Genomic DNA, 16,772 nt, shown 5'->3' on the forward strand with positions numbered 1-16,772 from the left:
TACGGATTCAGGTCTGTGGCTTCAATGGCTCGGCGGGCAACTACTTTCAGGTGCCTGTGGCGAGCGGAAACCCTACTGATTTTGCCTTATAGCTTTTCGTTAGGCCATAGCTACCCAATACTTAGTGGTCCTTGCCCGCGTGCTCGGCATGGTCGTGGAAGGCTTGCTCGCCGGCTTTGATTTCCACGGCTAGGCGGTTGTCCTGGGGCGGCACGGGGCAGGCGAAACCGTCGTTGTAGGCGCAGAACGGGTTGTAGGCTTCGTTGAAGTCGAGCACTACTTCGGTGTCGCCGGTGGCAGGCTTAACTACGTCGAGGTAGCGGCCGCCGCCGTAGGTGACGAAGCCGTTGGTGCGGTCGGTGAAGGGCACGAACAAAGTGGAATCCTTGCCGTCGGCTTTCTGAAACAAGGTCAGCTTGTACTCCTGCTTGTTGAGAATGAATGTGGCCCGGCCCCAGCGCAGGTATTTGTCGGCTTTGCCCGTGTTGAGCGGGATTTCCACGGTATCAGGCTGGCTGACGGCTTCTAGCTGCGCCTCGAAACGGTAGGCTTTGTCGGGGGCATAGTAACGCAGGCTGTCGAAGGCGTTGCGCTGGGTTTCGCTGAGCGGTGAGCCTTGCACCCGACGGAAGCTATCGGTCTTTTCGCGGCGGGCTTTGCGGAGCCGGGCGGCGTACTGGTCGTCGTTGAAAACCAGGTCACTCAGGAAATAGCCGATTACGAGCAGCAGGCCGAGGCCGATAAGCAATTTGGGATTGAGGCGCATGTTTTGGGTGGTGATTGTTGGGGGCTGATTATTGCAGTTGTAGAGCATGGAAGCCCGTCATGCAGAGGCAGAGCCGAAGCATCTCGCCTGCTGACGTCAGGATTACCGTTGCAACATCAGCAGGCGAGATGCTTCGGCTCCGCCTCTGCATGACGTTCTACTGTAGTTCGGACGGCTTCCTGAACCGCTAAGCTGCAACCAGCCTACAAAGCAACAACCAACAATTAACAATCACCTCCCAACTAGCAACAATCAACTACATCATACTTTCATCGGCGAAGCTAAAGTAGCCGGTGTCGGTGTAGATGAGGTGGTCGAGGATGGGGAGGTCGAGGAACTGGCCGGCTTCTTTGAGCTTGCGGGTGAGAGCAATGTCGGCGGCACTGGGGTTGCGGTTGCCGCTGGGGTGGTTGTGCACCAGTATCACCGACGACGCCAGTTGCTCCAGCGCCTCCTTGAAAATCAGCTTCGGGTCGGCCACGGTGCCTGCCACGCCGCCCCGGCTAATGCTCACGGTGCGCATCACCACGTTGGCGCGGTTGAGCAGCACCACCCAAAATTCCTCGTGCGGTAAGTCCTGCAAATGGGGCTGCACCACGCGGTATATATCGCGCGAGTTGGTGATGGTGGTGCGGGCGGGGGCATCGGCTTCTTTGCGGCGGCGGCCCAGTTCCAGCGCTGCCACAATGGTAATGGCCTTGGCTTCCCCGATGCCTTTGTGGCGCATCAAATCCTTGATGGACAGCCGCGCTAGGGCGTTCAAATCGTTGTTGGCGGCCTTCAGAATCAGCTTGGCCACGTCTACCGCCGAGAGCTTGGCCGTGCCCGAGCCCAGCAGAATAGCCATCAGTTCGGCGTCGGAAAGGGCGGCGCGGCCCTTCTGCATCAGCTTTTCGCGGGGGCGGTCCTCCTCGGCCCAACTCTTGATACCAAACGAGGCCGGCGTTTCATAGGGTATAGCCGTGAGGTCTTCAACGGGCTGATTTTCGGACAGATTGTCAACGGATAACATAAGGCATAAGGGTTGCAGGGTCTGGAATTTAAAGCAAAAACCCCGCATCCGCGACTACTGCCCTGGCAGCTCCACCTAAACCTATTCCTTCTTGCGCGGGTTTGCCTTCGAACTATGTCAAGACGCACGTTTCCTTTTCTGTTTTTAGCGCTGGTTGTATTGGGCGAATGGTATGGCTATCAGGCCTTCCGGACGCTGGTGCAACACACTGCGCCCGGCACGCGCCGGCTGGTCTCGATTTTATACTGGGTGGTGACGGTGACGGTGTGGGGGCTGGGTATCTGGTCGATGCGCAACCGCCACGAGCACCCCTCCTTTAAGTCGTATTTGGGTGGCGTATTGCTGGCCGTTATTGCCGCCAAAATGACCATCGTGGTTCCGCTGCTGCTGGAAGATGTGGTACGGTTTAGCCGCTGGGTGTTCCAGGCGCGGCCGGCGGGCGGCGGTAGTGGCCCAGCCATGCCGCGCAGTGAGTTCATCAGCAAAGCCGCGTTGGTGCTGGGGGCCATTCCGTTCGTGTCCTTGATTTGGGGCATGGCCAAGGGCGGCACCGACTATACGGTGAAGCGCATTACGCTGAAGTTCCCCAACCTACCGGCCTCGTTCGACGGGTTCCGGGTGCTCCAGATTTCCGACTTGCACACTGGCTCGTTTCACAGTAAAGAGCCGTTGCAGCGGGCCGTACAGATCATCAATCAGCAAAACGCCGACATGGTGTTCATGACCGGCGACCTAGTGAACAACTACGCCACCGAAGTGGAAGAGCACATCGAGACGCTGGCAGGTATCAAGTCCAGCTTACCCATTTACTCCATCCTCGGCAACCACGACTACTCCGACTACGTGGACTGGACCCAGGAAGGCGGCGACCCGGCCAAGCTGGCTAACCTGGCCCGGCTCAAGCAAAACCATGCCAAAATTGGTTGGCAACTGCTGCTCGACGAAGCCCGCACCGTGGAGCGCAACGGCGAGAAAATAGCCATTTTGGGCGTGCAGAACTGGGGAGGCGTAGGCTTCAAAAAGTACGGCAACCTGGCCAAAACCTACGCCGCTGCCGACCCCGCCGCGCCGTTCAAGATTCTGCTTTCCCACGACCCCTCGCACTGGGACGGGCAGGTGCACAACTACCCCGATATTGACCTGACGCTTTCGGGCCATACCCACGGTATGCAGTTCGGCGTGAACCTGTCATTTCTGAAGTGGAGCCCGGTGCAGTACGTGTACAAGCAGTGGGCGGGGCTATACCAACGCGGGCGGCAATACCTGTATGTAAATGCCGGGTTGGGCTTTATCGGCTACCATGGCCGGGTAGGTTTCTTGCCCGAAATAACGGTGATTGAGCTGCGGCGGGCCTAATCATTAGCCCCACTTACAGCGTATCAAAGCAGCCCCAGCAAGTTTTTGCCGGGGCTTTCTTTTTTCAGTTACAAAGTTTTGGGTATCCAATAACCGCCACTGTAGCTGGGCCGTATACGCGCCCATTACGCTCTTCCCTTTTCCTCTCACATCCCAACTTTGATCATGAAAAAGCTCCTGATGTTTCTCCCGGTTGCTGCTGCCTTCTCTTTGGCTTCGTGCAACGAAAACAAGCCTGCTGAAACGGCTGAGGCTACCGAAGCCACCACCAGCACCGCCGCCACCGGCGACATGGACACGCAGTACCGCAGCCGCGCTAAGCGCATTGCCGACAAGATGGCCGCTGACATGAAAATCACCGACACGGCGATGGTATCGCGCATCGAAAACTCGTACTACACTCGTGCTCAGCGCCTTGGCACGCTGCGTGGCCAGTATACCTCCGATACCACCGGTATGGGTGCTGCTATGCGTGGCGCTTATTCCGAGACGGACACCGAAATGAAAGGCTATCTGCCAGCGGAAACATATACCGCTTATGAAACTAGCCGCCCCACCTACTACGAAGATGCCTACATGGACGACTCCAACATGGAGTCGGGTAGCATGAACAATTCAGCAAGCGCTTCCACTGAAACTGGCAGCATGGACGGCGGCGAAGGTGGCAAGATGAAAGTGAAAGCCGACGGCGACGTGAAAATCAAGGATGCCGAAGGCAATAAAGCCAAAATTGACGGCGACGACGGCACTGTGAAGCTGAAGCCCGAAAACGGCGAGAAAACCAAAATCAAGTAGTTTTCGCCTGATTATTGATTCTGAAAGCTCGCATCTGCAACGGTGCGGGCTTTTTTTGGCTCTGTTGGGAGCTAACTTGCCAGTTGCTTGCGTTTGATAGAGCCAATGACTTTTCCAGATTTTCTTTCGAGTATTTCCGCCAAACTCCAACTACTACTTGGCTGGTTACTGCTACTGCTGCTACCGCTGAGTGCTACGGCGCAGGTGCGCGTGTCGGGGTCGGTGCTGGAAGCGGGCACCCAGCGTCCGGTGCCGGGTGCCGCCGTGCTAGTGCAGCGTAGTGGCCGGGGTGTAGTGGCCGATGCCGAAGGCGACTTCCGTATTGAGGTGCAAAACACCGATACGCTGGTATTTCGGGCAGTAGGCTTCAAAACGCGGCGCGTACCGCTAGGTGGCACGGGCCTTTCGCAGCTGGTGGTGCAAGTAGCGTTAATGCGCGACAGTATTCTGCTGGGTGAGGTGCGCGTGACGGAGGGCCGCCCCGACCGTGCAGCCATCAACAAGGCCCTGCGCAACATCAAGCGTCCCAGCACCGCCCCTACCAGTGCTGTGAAACGCCCGCCCGCGCCCAAGCCGCTGTTCCCAATAGATTCCACGGCACCCAAAGCCCCTACTCCTACACTGGCTAGTCCCGTCAGCCTGATCTATGAGCAGTTTTCCCGAGCCGGCCAAGAACGCCGCAAGATGGAGGAAATCAGGGCGGCCGAAGCTGCGGAAGCTGCGCGCAAGACCCGCCAGAAATACAATAAGAACTTCAAGGACAACCGTGGCTACGAGCCGTAAGCGGCAGAAAGGCGAAGTTGTGAGATGGTGAAATGGTGAGTTTGATATTCTAACAACGCTAGCTGTCTAGTTAGAACACCAAACTCACCATTTCACAATCTCACAACTTCACCATTTACCGTGCGTAAGTCAAGGATATGAAAATCGGGTATCCTTGCATGAATAACTCGTTGGACTGCACCTCGGCGTCCACGTTCCGGTTGGCTTCTTACTCCGATGAGCGGGTAGAGCAGACGGTGGCTTCCAATCTAGCCTGCCTGAAGCGAATTCTGGAGTATAATCTGGAACATGGGCTGCTGTTCTTCCGCATCGGCTCCGACATTGTGCCGTTTGGCTCGCACGCCATCAACACCTTTCCCTGGCAAACCCGTTTTGCGCCGGAGTTCAAGGCCATCGGCGACTTTATCAAGGAGCACAAAATGCGTGTTTCCATGCATCCCGACCAGTTTGTGGTGCTTAACTCGCCGAACCCGGATATTGTGCAGCGCAGTATTGCTGAGCTAGTATATCAGGGCTCGATGATGGATCTAATGGGCCTCGACAGCACCGCCAAGCTGCAAATTCATCTCGGCGGCCTCTACGGCGACCGGGACACGGCCATTGCCCGCTTTATTGCCACCTGGCACACGCTGCCCGCTAATGTACAAGTGCGCGTGGTGGTAGAAAACGATGACCGGCTGTTCAGCCTTCATGACTGCTTAGAGTTGCACGCCGCCACCGGCATCCCTATCCTCTTCGACAACTTCCACCACGAGTGTCTCAACCATGGCGAGCCCATGGCCGAGGCACTACGCCTGGCTGCTGCCACCTGGCACCCCACCCGCGACGGCAACATGATGATGGACTACAGTTCTCAGTCGCACGGCGAGCGGCGGGGCAAACACGTAGCGGCCATTGAGGAAGACCTGTTTCGGGACTTCCTGAAGGAGCTAGGCGACTTGGACGTAGACATTATGCTGGAAATCAAGGACAAGGAAGCCAGCGCTCATAAAGCTTGTGGTATGATGCGCGAGTTGTCGTTGCTGCCACCAGCACCGGCTGGTTACGAGCCGCCCATCTTCACACCGAAGCAAGTGGTGGCTGCTTCGGAAGCCGAGGCAGCTAAGCCTAAAAAGCCCCGCGCCAAAACCACTAAAACTTCGGCGGCTTCAATTAAGTAGCCTCCCCACCAATCCCACTTTATTTTCCACACCACTCTCTTCTTATGACCAACGACCTATTAGGCGCTACCATACACGCCCTGCAAAACGGCCTGACCAGCATTCCACTCAGCGCCGCTCAAGACAATACCGAAACCTGGCAACAGCATTTGCTGCAAAGTGGTGAGCCGGCGTTGCAGGATGTAGGCCGGGAAATCGGCAATCTGCAATCCTTGTTGAGCAGCGGCAACCTCAATCCCGAGGCTATTGGTGCTTCCCTCAGCATGCTGGGCTCCCAAACCAACCAGGCGGCCGCCACCGCCACTCCCGACACCCAGGCGCAACTCCGCACCCTCGGCGACCTGCTCTTGCAGCTTGGTGCCAAGCTAGGAGCCGCCTAGGTTAAAGCTAGAGCCAAAAAAAGAGAACCAAGAGTGTAGAGCTAAGAACATAATCCTACTCTACACTCTTGGTTCTCTTTTTTTGGGCTCTAATCTATACAAAGCCGCAGCCCCCGCCCGAGCCGAAAAGGCTTGAGCGGGGGCTGGGCTCGCCGGCTAACTGCCAACGTAGGACAGCTACCGTGGCGGTATGAACTTAGGGGCGAGTGGTGGTGGTTTCGGCTCGCTGCTTGGTGGCTTTGCGGCGCATTGGCGTGGTAGTGGTGCGTTCCTCAATGGTAGTTGAACGCTCAATTACGGGCCGGTCGGTGGTTCCAACTCTGGTGCCCATCTGCGAAGGCACATTGGTACCCATGGGTACCGTGTTGCGCTGGTCGATGGTACCGGTGCCCATTTGGGTGGGGCTAGTGGAAGTTGGAGTACGCTGGTCTATGGTACCAGGGTTAACTGGTGGAGCGGCCGGTACGGTGGTCTGGTTCATGGTGCCGCCGGTTTGTGGGGCGGTAGGATTGATTTGGGCTTGGGTGGTAGCAGCGGCTCCGAAGAACAGGGTAGCGGCCACGAATAGGCTTTTCGTTTTCATTAGGAAAGAGAGTCTGGTGGAGGGGAGAGCTAGGTGCCGCAAGTGGCAAGCAGCTCTGGAGAGTTGTACGGCCCTGACCTCGACAAGGTCACAAAAGCCAGAATCTTATTCAATTCAACATATTAAAAATCAGATACTTACTTCTATAAAACAAGGTGCACGAAACCTAATTGCTGTAGTTCAATCGAGTTGTCGGTGGCAACAGACTTAAAGCATGTTGCTAACAGTAGGCATTTTTGGTGGCTGGTGCCGACTGGCTGCACCTTGCTTTGCTTAGCGCCACCGGCAACCCAGCGGGCCCTGGTTGGCGTATCTTACCTTGATGCTGGCTCGCCTTACCACTACCCTTTTTCGCCCGATTGATATTGCCTGGCTGGTAGTGGCCCGCGTAGTAGTTGGCTTTTTGCTGGCTATGGAAATGGCCGGTAGCCTGGCCCTGGGCTACACCCGAGAATATATCGAGCCGAAATTTCACTTCTCGTACCTGTTTTTCAGCTGGTTGCCGCACTGGTCGCCACCCGTAATCATCGGGCTGCATTTGGGAGCCATTGCGGCGGGTATGGCAGTAGCAGCGGGCTGGCGCTACCGATGGGCAGCAGTTACGCTGGCATTATGCTACACGCTGCTGTTTCTGGCCGAGCAAACCCGCTTTATCAACCACTTCTACTTGTATTGCCTGGTAGCCGCCATGCTGGCTTTAATGCCGGCCCACCGCGCCGCCTCGGCTGACGTACGCGCTGGCCGCGTGCTGCCTGCCGACACCACGCCCGCCTGGACCCGCTACTTGCTGCTGTTTCAACTGAGTTTGGTGTACTTCTACGCTGGCTTAGCCAAGCTTAATGCCGACTGGTTGATGGCGCGCCCCCTCACGGTGTGGCTGGCCCCAAAAGCTACTTACCCGATTATTGGTGAGCTATTGGGCAGTGCGGCCGTGCCGTGGGTGATGAGCTACGCTGGCGTGGCGTTTGATTTGCTGGTGGCGCCGCTGCTACTCTGGCGTCGCACCCGGCCGTGGGCCTTTGGCGCAGCTATGTTCTTTCACATTTCCAACGTGCTGGTGTTCGGGTTGGGCACATTTCCGTGGTTTTCGCTGCTGATTACAGGTGCCCTGTTCTTCCCGCCCGACTGGCCGCGCCACCTCCCCTACCTGCGCCGCTGGATTGCCGCTCGCGTTCCGCAACCCACCGAAACAGCTAGTACATTACCCTTGCAGGTACCTCGCTGGGCACCCGTGCTGCTGGCAAGCCTGGGCCTGTATGCGGCCGTGCAATTGCTAGTGCCATTGCGGCATTTCCTATACGCCGGCGACGTACACTGGACCGAAGAAGGTCACCACTTTGCCTGGCACATGATGCTACGCGCCAAATCCGGCTCTCTCAGCTACCGGGTGGTGCTCCCCAACGGCGACACCGATATTGTGCAGCCCACAACCTACCTCACCCGGCGGCAGGTTAGCAAGCTCATTGGGCAGCCGGATGCCATTCTGCAATTCGCGCATTTTCTGGCTGAAGACTACGCCCGGCGCGGCCTCGGCCCGGTAGCCATCTACGCCGATTCGCAGGTACAACTCAACCGCCGCCCCAACCGCCCCATTGTATCCCCCACCGTCAACCTGGCCGCCGAACCGCGTACCCTAGGCCTATACGAGTGGATAACTCCCGAACCGCCGCTACAGTAGTATAGGGAGGTAGTGAAACAGTGAGTTTGCCGTTCGCCTTGCGCTATTTACGCAGGTAGAACGGCAAACTCACTGTTTCACCACCTCCTTATTTCACCTTATTGGCTCGCGCCCGCAGGAGCATATCGGCTAGCACGAGACTGGTCATGGCATCTACGATGGGCACGGCACGGGGCAGTACGCAGGGGTCGTGGCGGCCTCGGCCGGCCAACATAATTTCCTCGTTTTGGTCGTTGAGGGTTTGCTGAGGTTGCAGAATGGTAGCTACCGGCTTGAACGCCACCCGGAAGTAGATGTCCTGCCCATTGCTGATACCGCCCTGAATGCCACCCGAATGGTTGGTGCGGGTGCGCACTGCGCCAGTTTCGTCTGCGTAGAAAGCGTCGTTGTGCTCGGACCCAAATAGCAACGTACCCGCGAAGCCAGAGCCGTACTCGAAGCCCTTTACAGCATTGATACTCAACATGGCGCGTCCCAGTTCGGCGTGCAGCTTATCGAACACCGGCTCACCGAGGCCTGCTGGCACACCCGTTACCACACCCGTTACGAGGCCACCCACCGTGTCGTGCCGGTCCCGCACCTGCCGAATCAGGTCGGTCATGCGCTCGGCCGTTTCGGGGTGCGGGCATCGCACGGTATTGCTGTCGATAAGCCCCAAATCCAGCTGCTCGTAGCCCACAGGCACCGCAATAGCCCCCACCTGCGACACGTAACTGCGCACCACAATGCCGTGCTGCGCCAGAAACTTGTCGGCAATGGCACCGGCGGCCACACGGGCGGCCGTTTCGCGGGCCGAGCTACGTCCGCCGCCCCGGTAGTCGCGCCGGCCGTATTTTTGGTCGTAGGTATAGTCGGCGTGTGAGGGGCGGTAGGCGTGCTCGATATGCGAGTAGTCGTGGCTGGCCTGATCCTGGTTGCGGATGTAGAGGCTGATGGGTGTACCCGTGGTGTAGCCTCCGAAAATACCCGACTGAATTTCCACCTGATCGGCTTCCTTGCGCGGGGTGGTCAGGTCGCTCTGGCCGGGCCGGCGCCGGTCTAGGGCCGCCTGAATGTCGGCAGCCTCTACGGCCAGCCCCGCTGGGCAGCCATCCAGTATCACGCCAATGCCCGGCCCATGCGACTCGCCGAAGGTGGTAATGCGAAACAGAGTGCCGAACGTATTAGACATAGCGGAAACGGTGAAATAAGAAAACGGTGAACTTGTGAGTTGACGTTCAGCCGGCTGAGTCAGCCTCGACAGCAGCTTCTATCTAGTGCCAGCATCGGTTGACGTAAACTGCCGCAAAGCTACCAGAACATCAACTTACAAGTTCACCGTTTCGCAATTTCACTGCTTCCGCCACCAGCCCCACACCGCCACGGCCAGCAGCGCGGCCAGAATGTAGTTGGCGTAGCGGCGCACATCACGGTAGCTGTCCAGGGGTTGTAAGGTGTTGTTGGCGTCGAAGAGCACATTCTGGTAGAACTGGTCGTCGGAGGGGGCACGGAAGGCGCTGGCGGTGCTAACGGGGCCGCGCACCAAAGGGCGTACTTCGGCACGCAACGTATCATAGCGGCCGGTTGCCGGATCGAAAAATACCATTGCCAGCAGGCTATCCAACGGCAGCGGGCCGGGCCGGCGGGCCACAAACCGGTAAGTAAACACCTTGCGCCCACCCACACGACCAGCCTGCCGGGTTAGCTCCTGCCGCACATCTGGGCCATACACTTCCAGCCCTTGCCGCGCAGCCACTAAAGGCGCACTAACGGCTGCCAGATTACCTTCGCCTTCCACCCCAAAACTGTAGGTAAAAGCCTGCCCAGTGCGGAAAGTGGTTTGGTTGATGGCTTCCCGCAGTTGGTAACTGCCCACCGGCACCTGGTCGCGCAGAGGGTGCGGAGGAAGCGGCTTCACAGTAATTGTGCGGGCACTACTAAGGTACGTTTTATAGCCTTCGAGGCGGTTGTCGAGGCCTTCCGTTGGGTTTTTGGCCAAGCGGTACTTAACCATGCGCAACGCCACGGCCGGAAACATCAAGGGCTCGGTGTTGAGCGGGTAATACTCGGCTTCGTAGAGGCGGTAGCGCAAAAACTCTTTGCCACCCATAGTTACTGGCTCAGGCACTATTTCTTGCTCATTGAAGGGCTCTTCCCAGGCTGTGCGCTGCCGTAGTTGCTGCAAAATAGCCGGTAGTTGGCCCCCAAAATCATGGAATGCCAGTAGGCCCTGGTCGGCGGGCGTGAGGTAGAAGTATAGGCCTACGTGCACACCCTCGCCCACATACACGCTGGTTTTGTCGGGCACCAAGGCCATGAAGGCGTTGTCTTTGGGCTCCACATATTCCTGCGGCTTCGGCTTGCCAAACAGTTTATCTAGCAGTCCCATACCTTGCAAGCTCCCACTCGGTGGGGGCCCGGTGGCAGCGGCTGGGGCCGTTTCCACTTGCAGCGTGGCACCAGCCGAGCGTACCGTCACCCCATTTATCACCATTGTAAATGGCTTCAGCACGTACTCGCCCTCCGCATAAGCGGCATACCGTTGCGTAATAGTCAGTTCGGTGGTGGTTTGGCCTTCCACGATGCGCGTGGTCGTGGTGCTCGACTTACCGCTTTTCTTGAACCCCTCGATATCAGGAAAGGCCGAGTACCGCTCCAGCGCAGCCCCACGCAGCCGAAAGCTGATTGTGTAATACTCGGTAACTGGAAAAGACGCTTCCCCCAATTCTAGCTCGGCCTGCATTTCTGGAGCCGTTGCCTGTGGCTTGGCAGGCGGCTGCGCGCTACCAGCATATGGCTGCCCTACGCAACAAACAAAAAAAAACCAGCAAAACAGATAGCGAAGCATACAGGGCGAAACAGCGTAATCAAAGCTACGCATAAACCTTGTTTTCAGCCGATTTTCGCGCTTTTACTGCTTAACTCATCTATTATTCAAACTCGGCTATCAACTAGTTGAGCTTACTGGTTTGACAAGCACAGCAATAAAATTCCGGCTTTAGGAAATCCTGCTGTCAAGCCCCGCCGTATGTGCTTTCAAATACCCCCGTCATTCTAGGTTTTCTTCAATACATATCCTTCTGTGGATGGTGTACAGGAATTCCTTTGCCGAAATTTTCCTTTACCATAATCTCTTCCATCACATGTCCAACAACTTAAAAAAGGGTGGCGACGAGGCTGAATTTGCCAAGCCGCTTTACGTTCCCATCAAACGCCGTTCGTTCTTCATGTATGCTGGCGCCACTGCCGGTGCTACTGCTCTATTACTATCCGGCTGCGACGATGATGATTCGGGTGGAAACGGTATGCCTGGCATGGTAGACGTAGGCACGGGTGACATAGGTGTACTCAATTATGCTTATGCTCTTGAGCAATTAGAAGCTGGCTTTTACACGGAACTGCGCAACGGCAACTACTACAAAGGCCTATCGGCAGGAGCTGAAAAGTCGGCACTCGACGATTTGTATTACCACGAAGTAATTCACCGGGAGTTATTTAAAACGGCGTTGGCAACCAATGCCATCAAAGCCCTAGAGCCAGATTTCTCGGGTATTGACTTTGCGGTGCGCACGGCATCAGCTGGGGCTGCAAAACTAGGCGTGCTTGATGCAGCTAAAGCATTCGAAGATTTGGGAGTAGCAGCTTACAATGGTGCTGGTAAATACATTGCTGATGCAGGCTACCTAACATTGGCTGGTAAAATCGTGTCGGTGGAAGCTCGCCACGCGGCGCTCATTCGCGACCTGCTTTCCAACGGTACCTTCGTTGGTACCGACGTAGTGAACACTGCTAATGGTTTAGAGATTTCCAAAGAGCCTAGTGTAGTAGCACAAACGGCAAATACCTTCCTCAAGGAAGGCTCTAAAATCAACGTAGCGAATATCAAGTAAGCCGCTGCTGCTACTCTCTTTCACTTCCAAAATTTCGCCTCCAGATGAATATCTTAAAACTTATTTCTGACATCGAGAAAGTAGATCCAGAAGTCTACGACCGTTTCGATTCGCGCCGCAAGGTGTTCAAACATATGACTGGCATGGGCAAGACACTTGCCAGCGCCGCTGTACCAGGTTTTCTGGGTGCCGTTTTCAATAAGGCATATGGCCAAACTTCGACATTACCCCAGGGTATTCAAGACATTCTGAATTTCGCGCTGAAATTGGAGTACTTGGAGTATTACTTCTATAACAAGGGCTTAGCTACCACGGGTCTTATCCCTTCCGGTGCTGGCCGCGATGCCCTAAGCGTAATTCGCGACGACGAAAACAAACACGTTGCGTTTCTGAAAACTGCGCTTGGTATTTCCGCAGCAACAGTGGTAGTACCCGAATCTAAATTCGATTTTACGGGTTCGAAAGGTGGTACCCGCGCCGCACTATTTGCTGATGTATTCAGCAACTATCAGACCTTCCTAGCAGTGGCTCAGTCGTTCGAGGACACGGGCGTACGGGCCTATAAAGGAGGCGCCGCTGGCTTGATGGCTAACGACACTATTCTGGAAGCAGCTCTAAACATTCACTCTGTTGAAGCTCGCCACGCTTCCCACTTGCGCACGATGCGGCGCGGCGGTCCTACTGTAGCGGGTGCTGGTACGGGTGCTTCTCCTAAGAGCTGGATTACAGGCACTGAGAGTGGCGGTGCTGGTGGTAGCATCACTGCCCCTATTTACGGAGCAGGTGCTTCGGGCTTCCCTGCTGAAGACAACGTAACACAAGGTGGCGTTAATCTTCAGACAGCATTATCGAGTTTGAATTTCCCAGCAACAGCTTTCACAGAAGCTTTCGACGAGCCTCTAGATGGTACTACGGTAACCAATATCGTCCTCAACTTTGTAGTTGGTACCACTTTGTAAGCCTACTTCATTTTAGTATACACAAAAAGGGCGGCCACAAGGCTGCCCTTTTTGTTTGACGCAGCATGCAACTTCTGCCGATTAGGTGCTACTCCTACAGTTAGGGCATCCCGGTTTATCAGAGTATCTTTGTTATGCCAGGGACGCATTGTTGCTTTTCAGTCTGGCCAACTGGTTTATTCGCGTATGTCAGAATCTACAACCGTTTCTTTTCTGGCGCGTGCCATGCAGCGCCGTTCGTTTTTTAAAGTAGCGGGGGCCTCGGTGGCAGCTTCTACACTGGTGCTGGCTGGTTGCAGCGACGAGCCGGATCCTACTCCTGTAGCAGAAAACATACTAGCTTTCAATAGTTTCGACGCGCAAGGCAACGTTATTGATGATGGCATTCTCAATTACGCATACTTGTTAACCCAACTAGAGGCTGCGTTTTATCAGAAAGTGGTGGCAGCCCCGCCAGCAGATCTTCAGCAAGGGGAATTGGCTTACCTCACCGATTTGCGCGACCATGAGTTGATTCACCGCGAATATCTGAAGGCCATTCTGGGTAGCAAGGCGTATGATAGTGGCGCTGCCACTCCGCTGGAGTTTACCTTCACTTCGTTCACGCTCACTACGCGTGTCGGCGTTTGGGCCGCAGCGCAACAGCTAGAGGATATTGCCGCGGCAGCCTACAATGGGGCTGGCAAGCTGCTAGTTGTAACGGCTAATCTACTGGCCTTAGCCAAAATTGCCTCTGTTGAATCTCGCCACGCGGCGTTGGCTCACGAGATGGTACAGGCTGACTCGTTTGGCGCAACTATTGGTGCTGATGGACTGGACGATACCAAAACGCCCACCGAAGTGTTTGTGCTGATTCAGCCCTTTGTTCCTATCAAACTATCGGCAGCGAACCTGCCTATTTCTTAAGGCGTGCTGTTTACCATGAATATTCTGAAGCTTCTCGCCGATCTGGCTGCTACGCCCACCGACTTCCACCAAGCTGCTTCGCGGCGCGCTACGATAGCCAGCCTAGGTAAGGTAGGTGCCAAAACCCTAGCTGCTGCTCTACCACTAGGCTTGGCAGCTCTGCCCGCACAAGCGCGCGATACGCGCACCATTCTAGACTCGTTGCAGCTTGCCACTCGCCTTGAGCAGTTGCAGAACGCTTTGTACAGCCGCGCATTAACAGCTGGGCCAGGCTTTTTCCCAGCCGATGCTAGCTTCCGATCCTCCATTGTGAAGATGCAAGCCCATCAGCAGCAGCACGTAGCATTGCTGACGCGCGTAATTACCACCTCGAACGGCGACGTGCCAACGCTGCCCAACTACGATTTTACGGGCAGTAAGAACAACACGCAAGCGGCCCTCTTTCCTAACGTGTTCAGTAACTTCGACGAGTTTCTGCGGCTGGCGCAGTTACTAGAAGACACCAGCGTAAGGGCCTATAAAGGTGCCGTCGAGTTTTTAGTGCAGGACAATTACATCCTGCAAACCGCCTTGCAGCTACACTCTACCGAAGCTCGCCACGCTGCTCGCATCCGCACGATGCGCCGCCTGCGGGGCGCGGTAGTGAAGCCCTGGCCCAGCCCCACCGACGCCGATATTACGGTAGCGGGCAAAACCGCCGTAGTGTATGCCACCGAACACGCTACCACTCAACTACTGCCAGCACCTATCAATACCCCCATCCAATTCCAACTGCTTCCTATCGGTTCGGGGGCTAATCTGCTAACGCAAAGCGTACCAGAGGCCTTCGACGAACCGCTAGCCGCTGCTGATGTAGAGGCACTACTTGGCCTGTTTACATACTAGCTATATCTGACTTTCGTACTATTATTACCAAAAAAAGAAGCGCTATAAGCGCTTCTTTTTTTATGCACGAAGGAGTAATAATGCAAGTATTAGGATATATTTAACTACCTCAACGTCGGAATCTTACACGCACAAAATGCGTATAATCATCTACATTGTTGTAATAACTCTTCCTTCCACCAAAGTTTATCCTTCGGTCGGGGCGCATCTTTTTCCCGGCGGCCCGTATACATGTCTGCTACCATTACTTCCCACCCACAACCAAAAAGAAAACAAGCTTACTCCGATGTTGGAATATGCAAAAACCATCTTGCTCAAAGTGAGCTTCGATAAAATCCTATTTGAGAAGGAGCTGCGCAAGGCTCTTCGCATGCTGGTACCCGCCGAACTAACCGAATTGCGCGCGTGGTGCTACGAACAGTTTTCCCGCCTTTACCGCCGCATCCTGAACCGTGTGTTCGCTCAGCCGGCGATATAGCCAACTGGCCTATATTAAAAAGCGTCTTTGCCTTGTTGTACAGGTAAGGACGCTTTTTTTGTTACTCATTTCCCAGCAGCCTACTCACCCGTTACGAATCGGATGTTGCGCTGCAACCCCACGTAACCCGTCCGCTTCACCGCCGACTGCCGAAACAACTCAGTGAAGAGTTCATGCGTGATTTCCTGCCAATCGGAAGCCTTTAGGTCTTTCAGGCCAGGGTGCGCAGTAAACTGCGGCTCTTGGTGGGGCTTGGCGAATCGGTTCCAGGGGCACACGTCCTGGCAGATGTCGCAGCCGAACACCCAGTTGCCGAACTTGCCTTCTACCTCCCGCGGAATTTGGTCTTTCAGCTCGATGGTGAAATAGCTGATGCACTTGCTGCCATCCACCACATAGGGTTCGGTGATGGCGCCGGTAGGGCAAGCATCTACGCATTTGGTGCAGGTGCCGCAATAGTCTTTGATGGGGCCGTCGTAGTCTAGTTCCACGTCTACAATCAGTTCGGCAATGAAGTAGAACGAGCCCGCCCCAGGCGTAATCAGGTTGGTGTTCTTGCCCATCCAGCCGGCCCCGCTTCGCTTGGCCCAGGCCTTATCCATCACCGGTGCCGAATCGACGAATACCCGTCCGCCTACCTCCCCTATTTCCTCCTGCATAGCCGCCAGCAGCGTTTTCAGCTTGTCTTTGATGACGAAGTGGTAGTCGCGGCCGTAAGCGTACTTGCTGACTTTGAGCGTGTCGTCGGGCTGCTGGGTTTCCTGGGGTGGGTAGTAGTTGAGCAGCAGCGAAATCACCGATTTGGCACCATCCACGAGCAGGCGCGGGTCTAGGCGCTTGTCGAAGTGGTTGGCCATGTAGCCCATCTGGCCGTGCATGTTGCGGTTCAGCCAATTTTCGAGGCGCGGCGCTTCTTCCTCCAGAAACTCGGCCTTGGAAATACCACAGTACATGAAGCCCAGCTCCGCCGCGCGTTGTTTGATAAAGGCAGTATAGTGAGCGGTGGGGAGCATGAGCAGAAAGCACCAAAAGTAATTACATGGCAGCTACAAGACAGACTACGCAAGTAATTTCAAAGTTCACTGGAAAAGTGAAAGCCCTAGCGGCAGTGGAGTTTACCGGGTCAATCTTGTGGCGCCACTACGCTGTTGACAGGTATTTT

At 55.7% G+C, this 16,772-nt stretch carries 17 protein-coding genes; 11 read left to right on the forward strand and 6 right to left on the reverse strand.

Features of this window, described 5'->3' with window-relative positions:
- Positions 1-121: 121 nt before the first annotated feature.
- Together G536_RS0114055 and radC are read right to left on the reverse strand one after the other, a co-directional pair.
- A complete protein-coding gene (locus G536_RS0114055) occupies positions 122-766 on the reverse strand; it encodes a DUF1684 domain-containing protein (protein ID WP_169515099.1) in 645 nt (214 codons plus the stop codon).
- A 256-nt stretch (positions 767-1,022) separates the two neighbouring features.
- On the reverse strand, positions 1,023-1,778 hold the full coding sequence (gene radC / locus G536_RS0114060; protein ID WP_022824243.1) for a RadC family protein: 756 nt from the start codon (positions 1,776-1,778) through the stop codon (positions 1,023-1,025).
- 114 nt (positions 1,779-1,892) lie between these two features.
- Between radC and G536_RS0114065 the strand changes: the two genes are divergently transcribed.
- The 5 genes from G536_RS0114065 (at position 1,893) to G536_RS0114085 (ending at position 6,252) form a co-directional block, all read left to right on the forward strand.
- Complete coding sequence (locus tag G536_RS0114065) at positions 1,893-3,134, forward strand: metallophosphoesterase (protein ID WP_022824244.1); 1,242 nt, start codon at positions 1,893-1,895, stop codon at positions 3,132-3,134.
- Positions 3,135-3,299: 165 nt separating this feature from the next.
- The gene (locus G536_RS0114070) at positions 3,300-3,929 is read left to right on the forward strand and encodes a hypothetical protein (RefSeq protein WP_022824245.1); all 630 of its coding nucleotides are present in this window, start codon (positions 3,300-3,302) and stop codon (positions 3,927-3,929) included.
- Positions 3,930-4,034: 105 nt separating this feature from the next.
- Positions 4,035-4,712 carry a carboxypeptidase-like regulatory domain-containing protein gene (locus G536_RS0114075; protein WP_022824246.1) on the forward strand — a complete coding sequence of 226 codons (678 nt, stop codon included), beginning with the start codon at positions 4,035-4,037 and terminating at the stop codon, positions 4,710-4,712.
- A 137-nt stretch (positions 4,713-4,849) separates the two neighbouring features.
- Complete coding sequence (uvsE, locus tag G536_RS27910; RefSeq protein ID WP_022824247.1) at positions 4,850-5,872, forward strand: UV DNA damage repair endonuclease UvsE; 1,023 nt, start codon at positions 4,850-4,852, stop codon at positions 5,870-5,872.
- Between the two features lie 44 nt (positions 5,873-5,916).
- Positions 5,917-6,252, forward strand: a complete 336-nt coding sequence (locus G536_RS0114085; RefSeq protein WP_022824248.1) for a hypothetical protein — start codon at positions 5,917-5,919, stop codon at positions 6,250-6,252.
- Between the two features lie 196 nt (positions 6,253-6,448).
- On the opposite strand, the gene G536_RS0114090 is transcribed toward G536_RS0114085, so the two are convergent.
- The gene (locus G536_RS0114090; protein WP_022824249.1) at positions 6,449-6,835 is read right to left on the reverse strand and encodes a hypothetical protein; all 387 of its coding nucleotides are present in this window, start codon (positions 6,833-6,835) and stop codon (positions 6,449-6,451) included.
- Positions 6,836-7,157: 322 nt separating this feature from the next.
- Here G536_RS0114090 and G536_RS27915 point away from each other — a divergent pair, with 322 nt between their 5' ends.
- Positions 7,158-8,513, forward strand: a complete 1,356-nt coding sequence (locus G536_RS27915) for an HTTM domain-containing protein (protein WP_022824250.1) — start codon at positions 7,158-7,160, stop codon at positions 8,511-8,513.
- An 88-nt stretch (positions 8,514-8,601) separates the two neighbouring features.
- On the opposite strand, the gene aroC is transcribed toward G536_RS27915, so the two are convergent.
- Both aroC and G536_RS27920 read right to left on the reverse strand, forming a co-directional pair.
- The gene (gene aroC, locus G536_RS0114100) at positions 8,602-9,684 is read right to left on the reverse strand and encodes a chorismate synthase (RefSeq protein ID WP_022824251.1); all 1,083 of its coding nucleotides are present in this window, start codon (positions 9,682-9,684) and stop codon (positions 8,602-8,604) included.
- Positions 9,685-9,843: 159 nt separating this feature from the next.
- Positions 9,844-11,235: a BatD family protein gene (locus G536_RS27920; protein WP_022824252.1), complete on the reverse strand. Its 1,392-nt coding sequence runs from the start codon at positions 11,233-11,235 to the stop codon at positions 9,844-9,846.
- 400 nt (positions 11,236-11,635) lie between these two features.
- Here G536_RS27920 and G536_RS0114110 point away from each other — a divergent pair, with 400 nt between their 5' ends.
- From G536_RS0114110 to G536_RS0114130, 5 genes are all read left to right on the forward strand, one after another.
- Positions 11,636-12,382, forward strand: coding sequence for a ferritin-like domain-containing protein (locus G536_RS0114110; protein WP_022824253.1), 747 nt, complete (start codon positions 11,636-11,638; stop codon positions 12,380-12,382).
- 44 nt (positions 12,383-12,426) lie between these two features.
- Positions 12,427-13,341, forward strand: a complete 915-nt coding sequence (locus G536_RS0114115; RefSeq protein WP_022824254.1) for a ferritin-like domain-containing protein — start codon at positions 12,427-12,429, stop codon at positions 13,339-13,341.
- 186 nt (positions 13,342-13,527) lie between these two features.
- Positions 13,528-14,247: a ferritin-like domain-containing protein gene (locus G536_RS0114120; RefSeq protein WP_026880180.1), complete on the forward strand. Its 720-nt coding sequence runs from the start codon at positions 13,528-13,530 to the stop codon at positions 14,245-14,247.
- Positions 14,248-14,262: 15 nt separating this feature from the next.
- Positions 14,263-15,132 (forward strand): ferritin-like domain-containing protein, encoded by an 870-nt coding sequence (locus G536_RS30705; protein WP_022824256.1) that lies wholly within the window; start codon positions 14,263-14,265, stop codon positions 15,130-15,132.
- A 286-nt stretch (positions 15,133-15,418) separates the two neighbouring features.
- On the forward strand, positions 15,419-15,610 hold the full coding sequence (locus tag G536_RS0114130; RefSeq protein ID WP_022824257.1) for a hypothetical protein: 192 nt from the start codon (positions 15,419-15,421) through the stop codon (positions 15,608-15,610).
- A gap of 80 nt (positions 15,611-15,690) precedes the next feature.
- On the opposite strand, the gene queG is transcribed toward G536_RS0114130, so the two are convergent.
- Positions 15,691-16,623 carry a tRNA epoxyqueuosine(34) reductase QueG gene (gene queG, locus G536_RS0114135; protein ID WP_022824258.1) on the reverse strand — a complete coding sequence of 311 codons (933 nt, stop codon included), beginning with the start codon at positions 16,621-16,623 and terminating at the stop codon, positions 15,691-15,693.
- Positions 16,624-16,772: the final 149 nt, after the last annotated feature.

The organism is Hymenobacter norwichensis DSM 15439 (genome assembly GCF_000420705.1).
Classification (GTDB): domain Bacteria; phylum Bacteroidota; class Bacteroidia; order Cytophagales; family Hymenobacteraceae; genus Hymenobacter; species Hymenobacter norwichensis.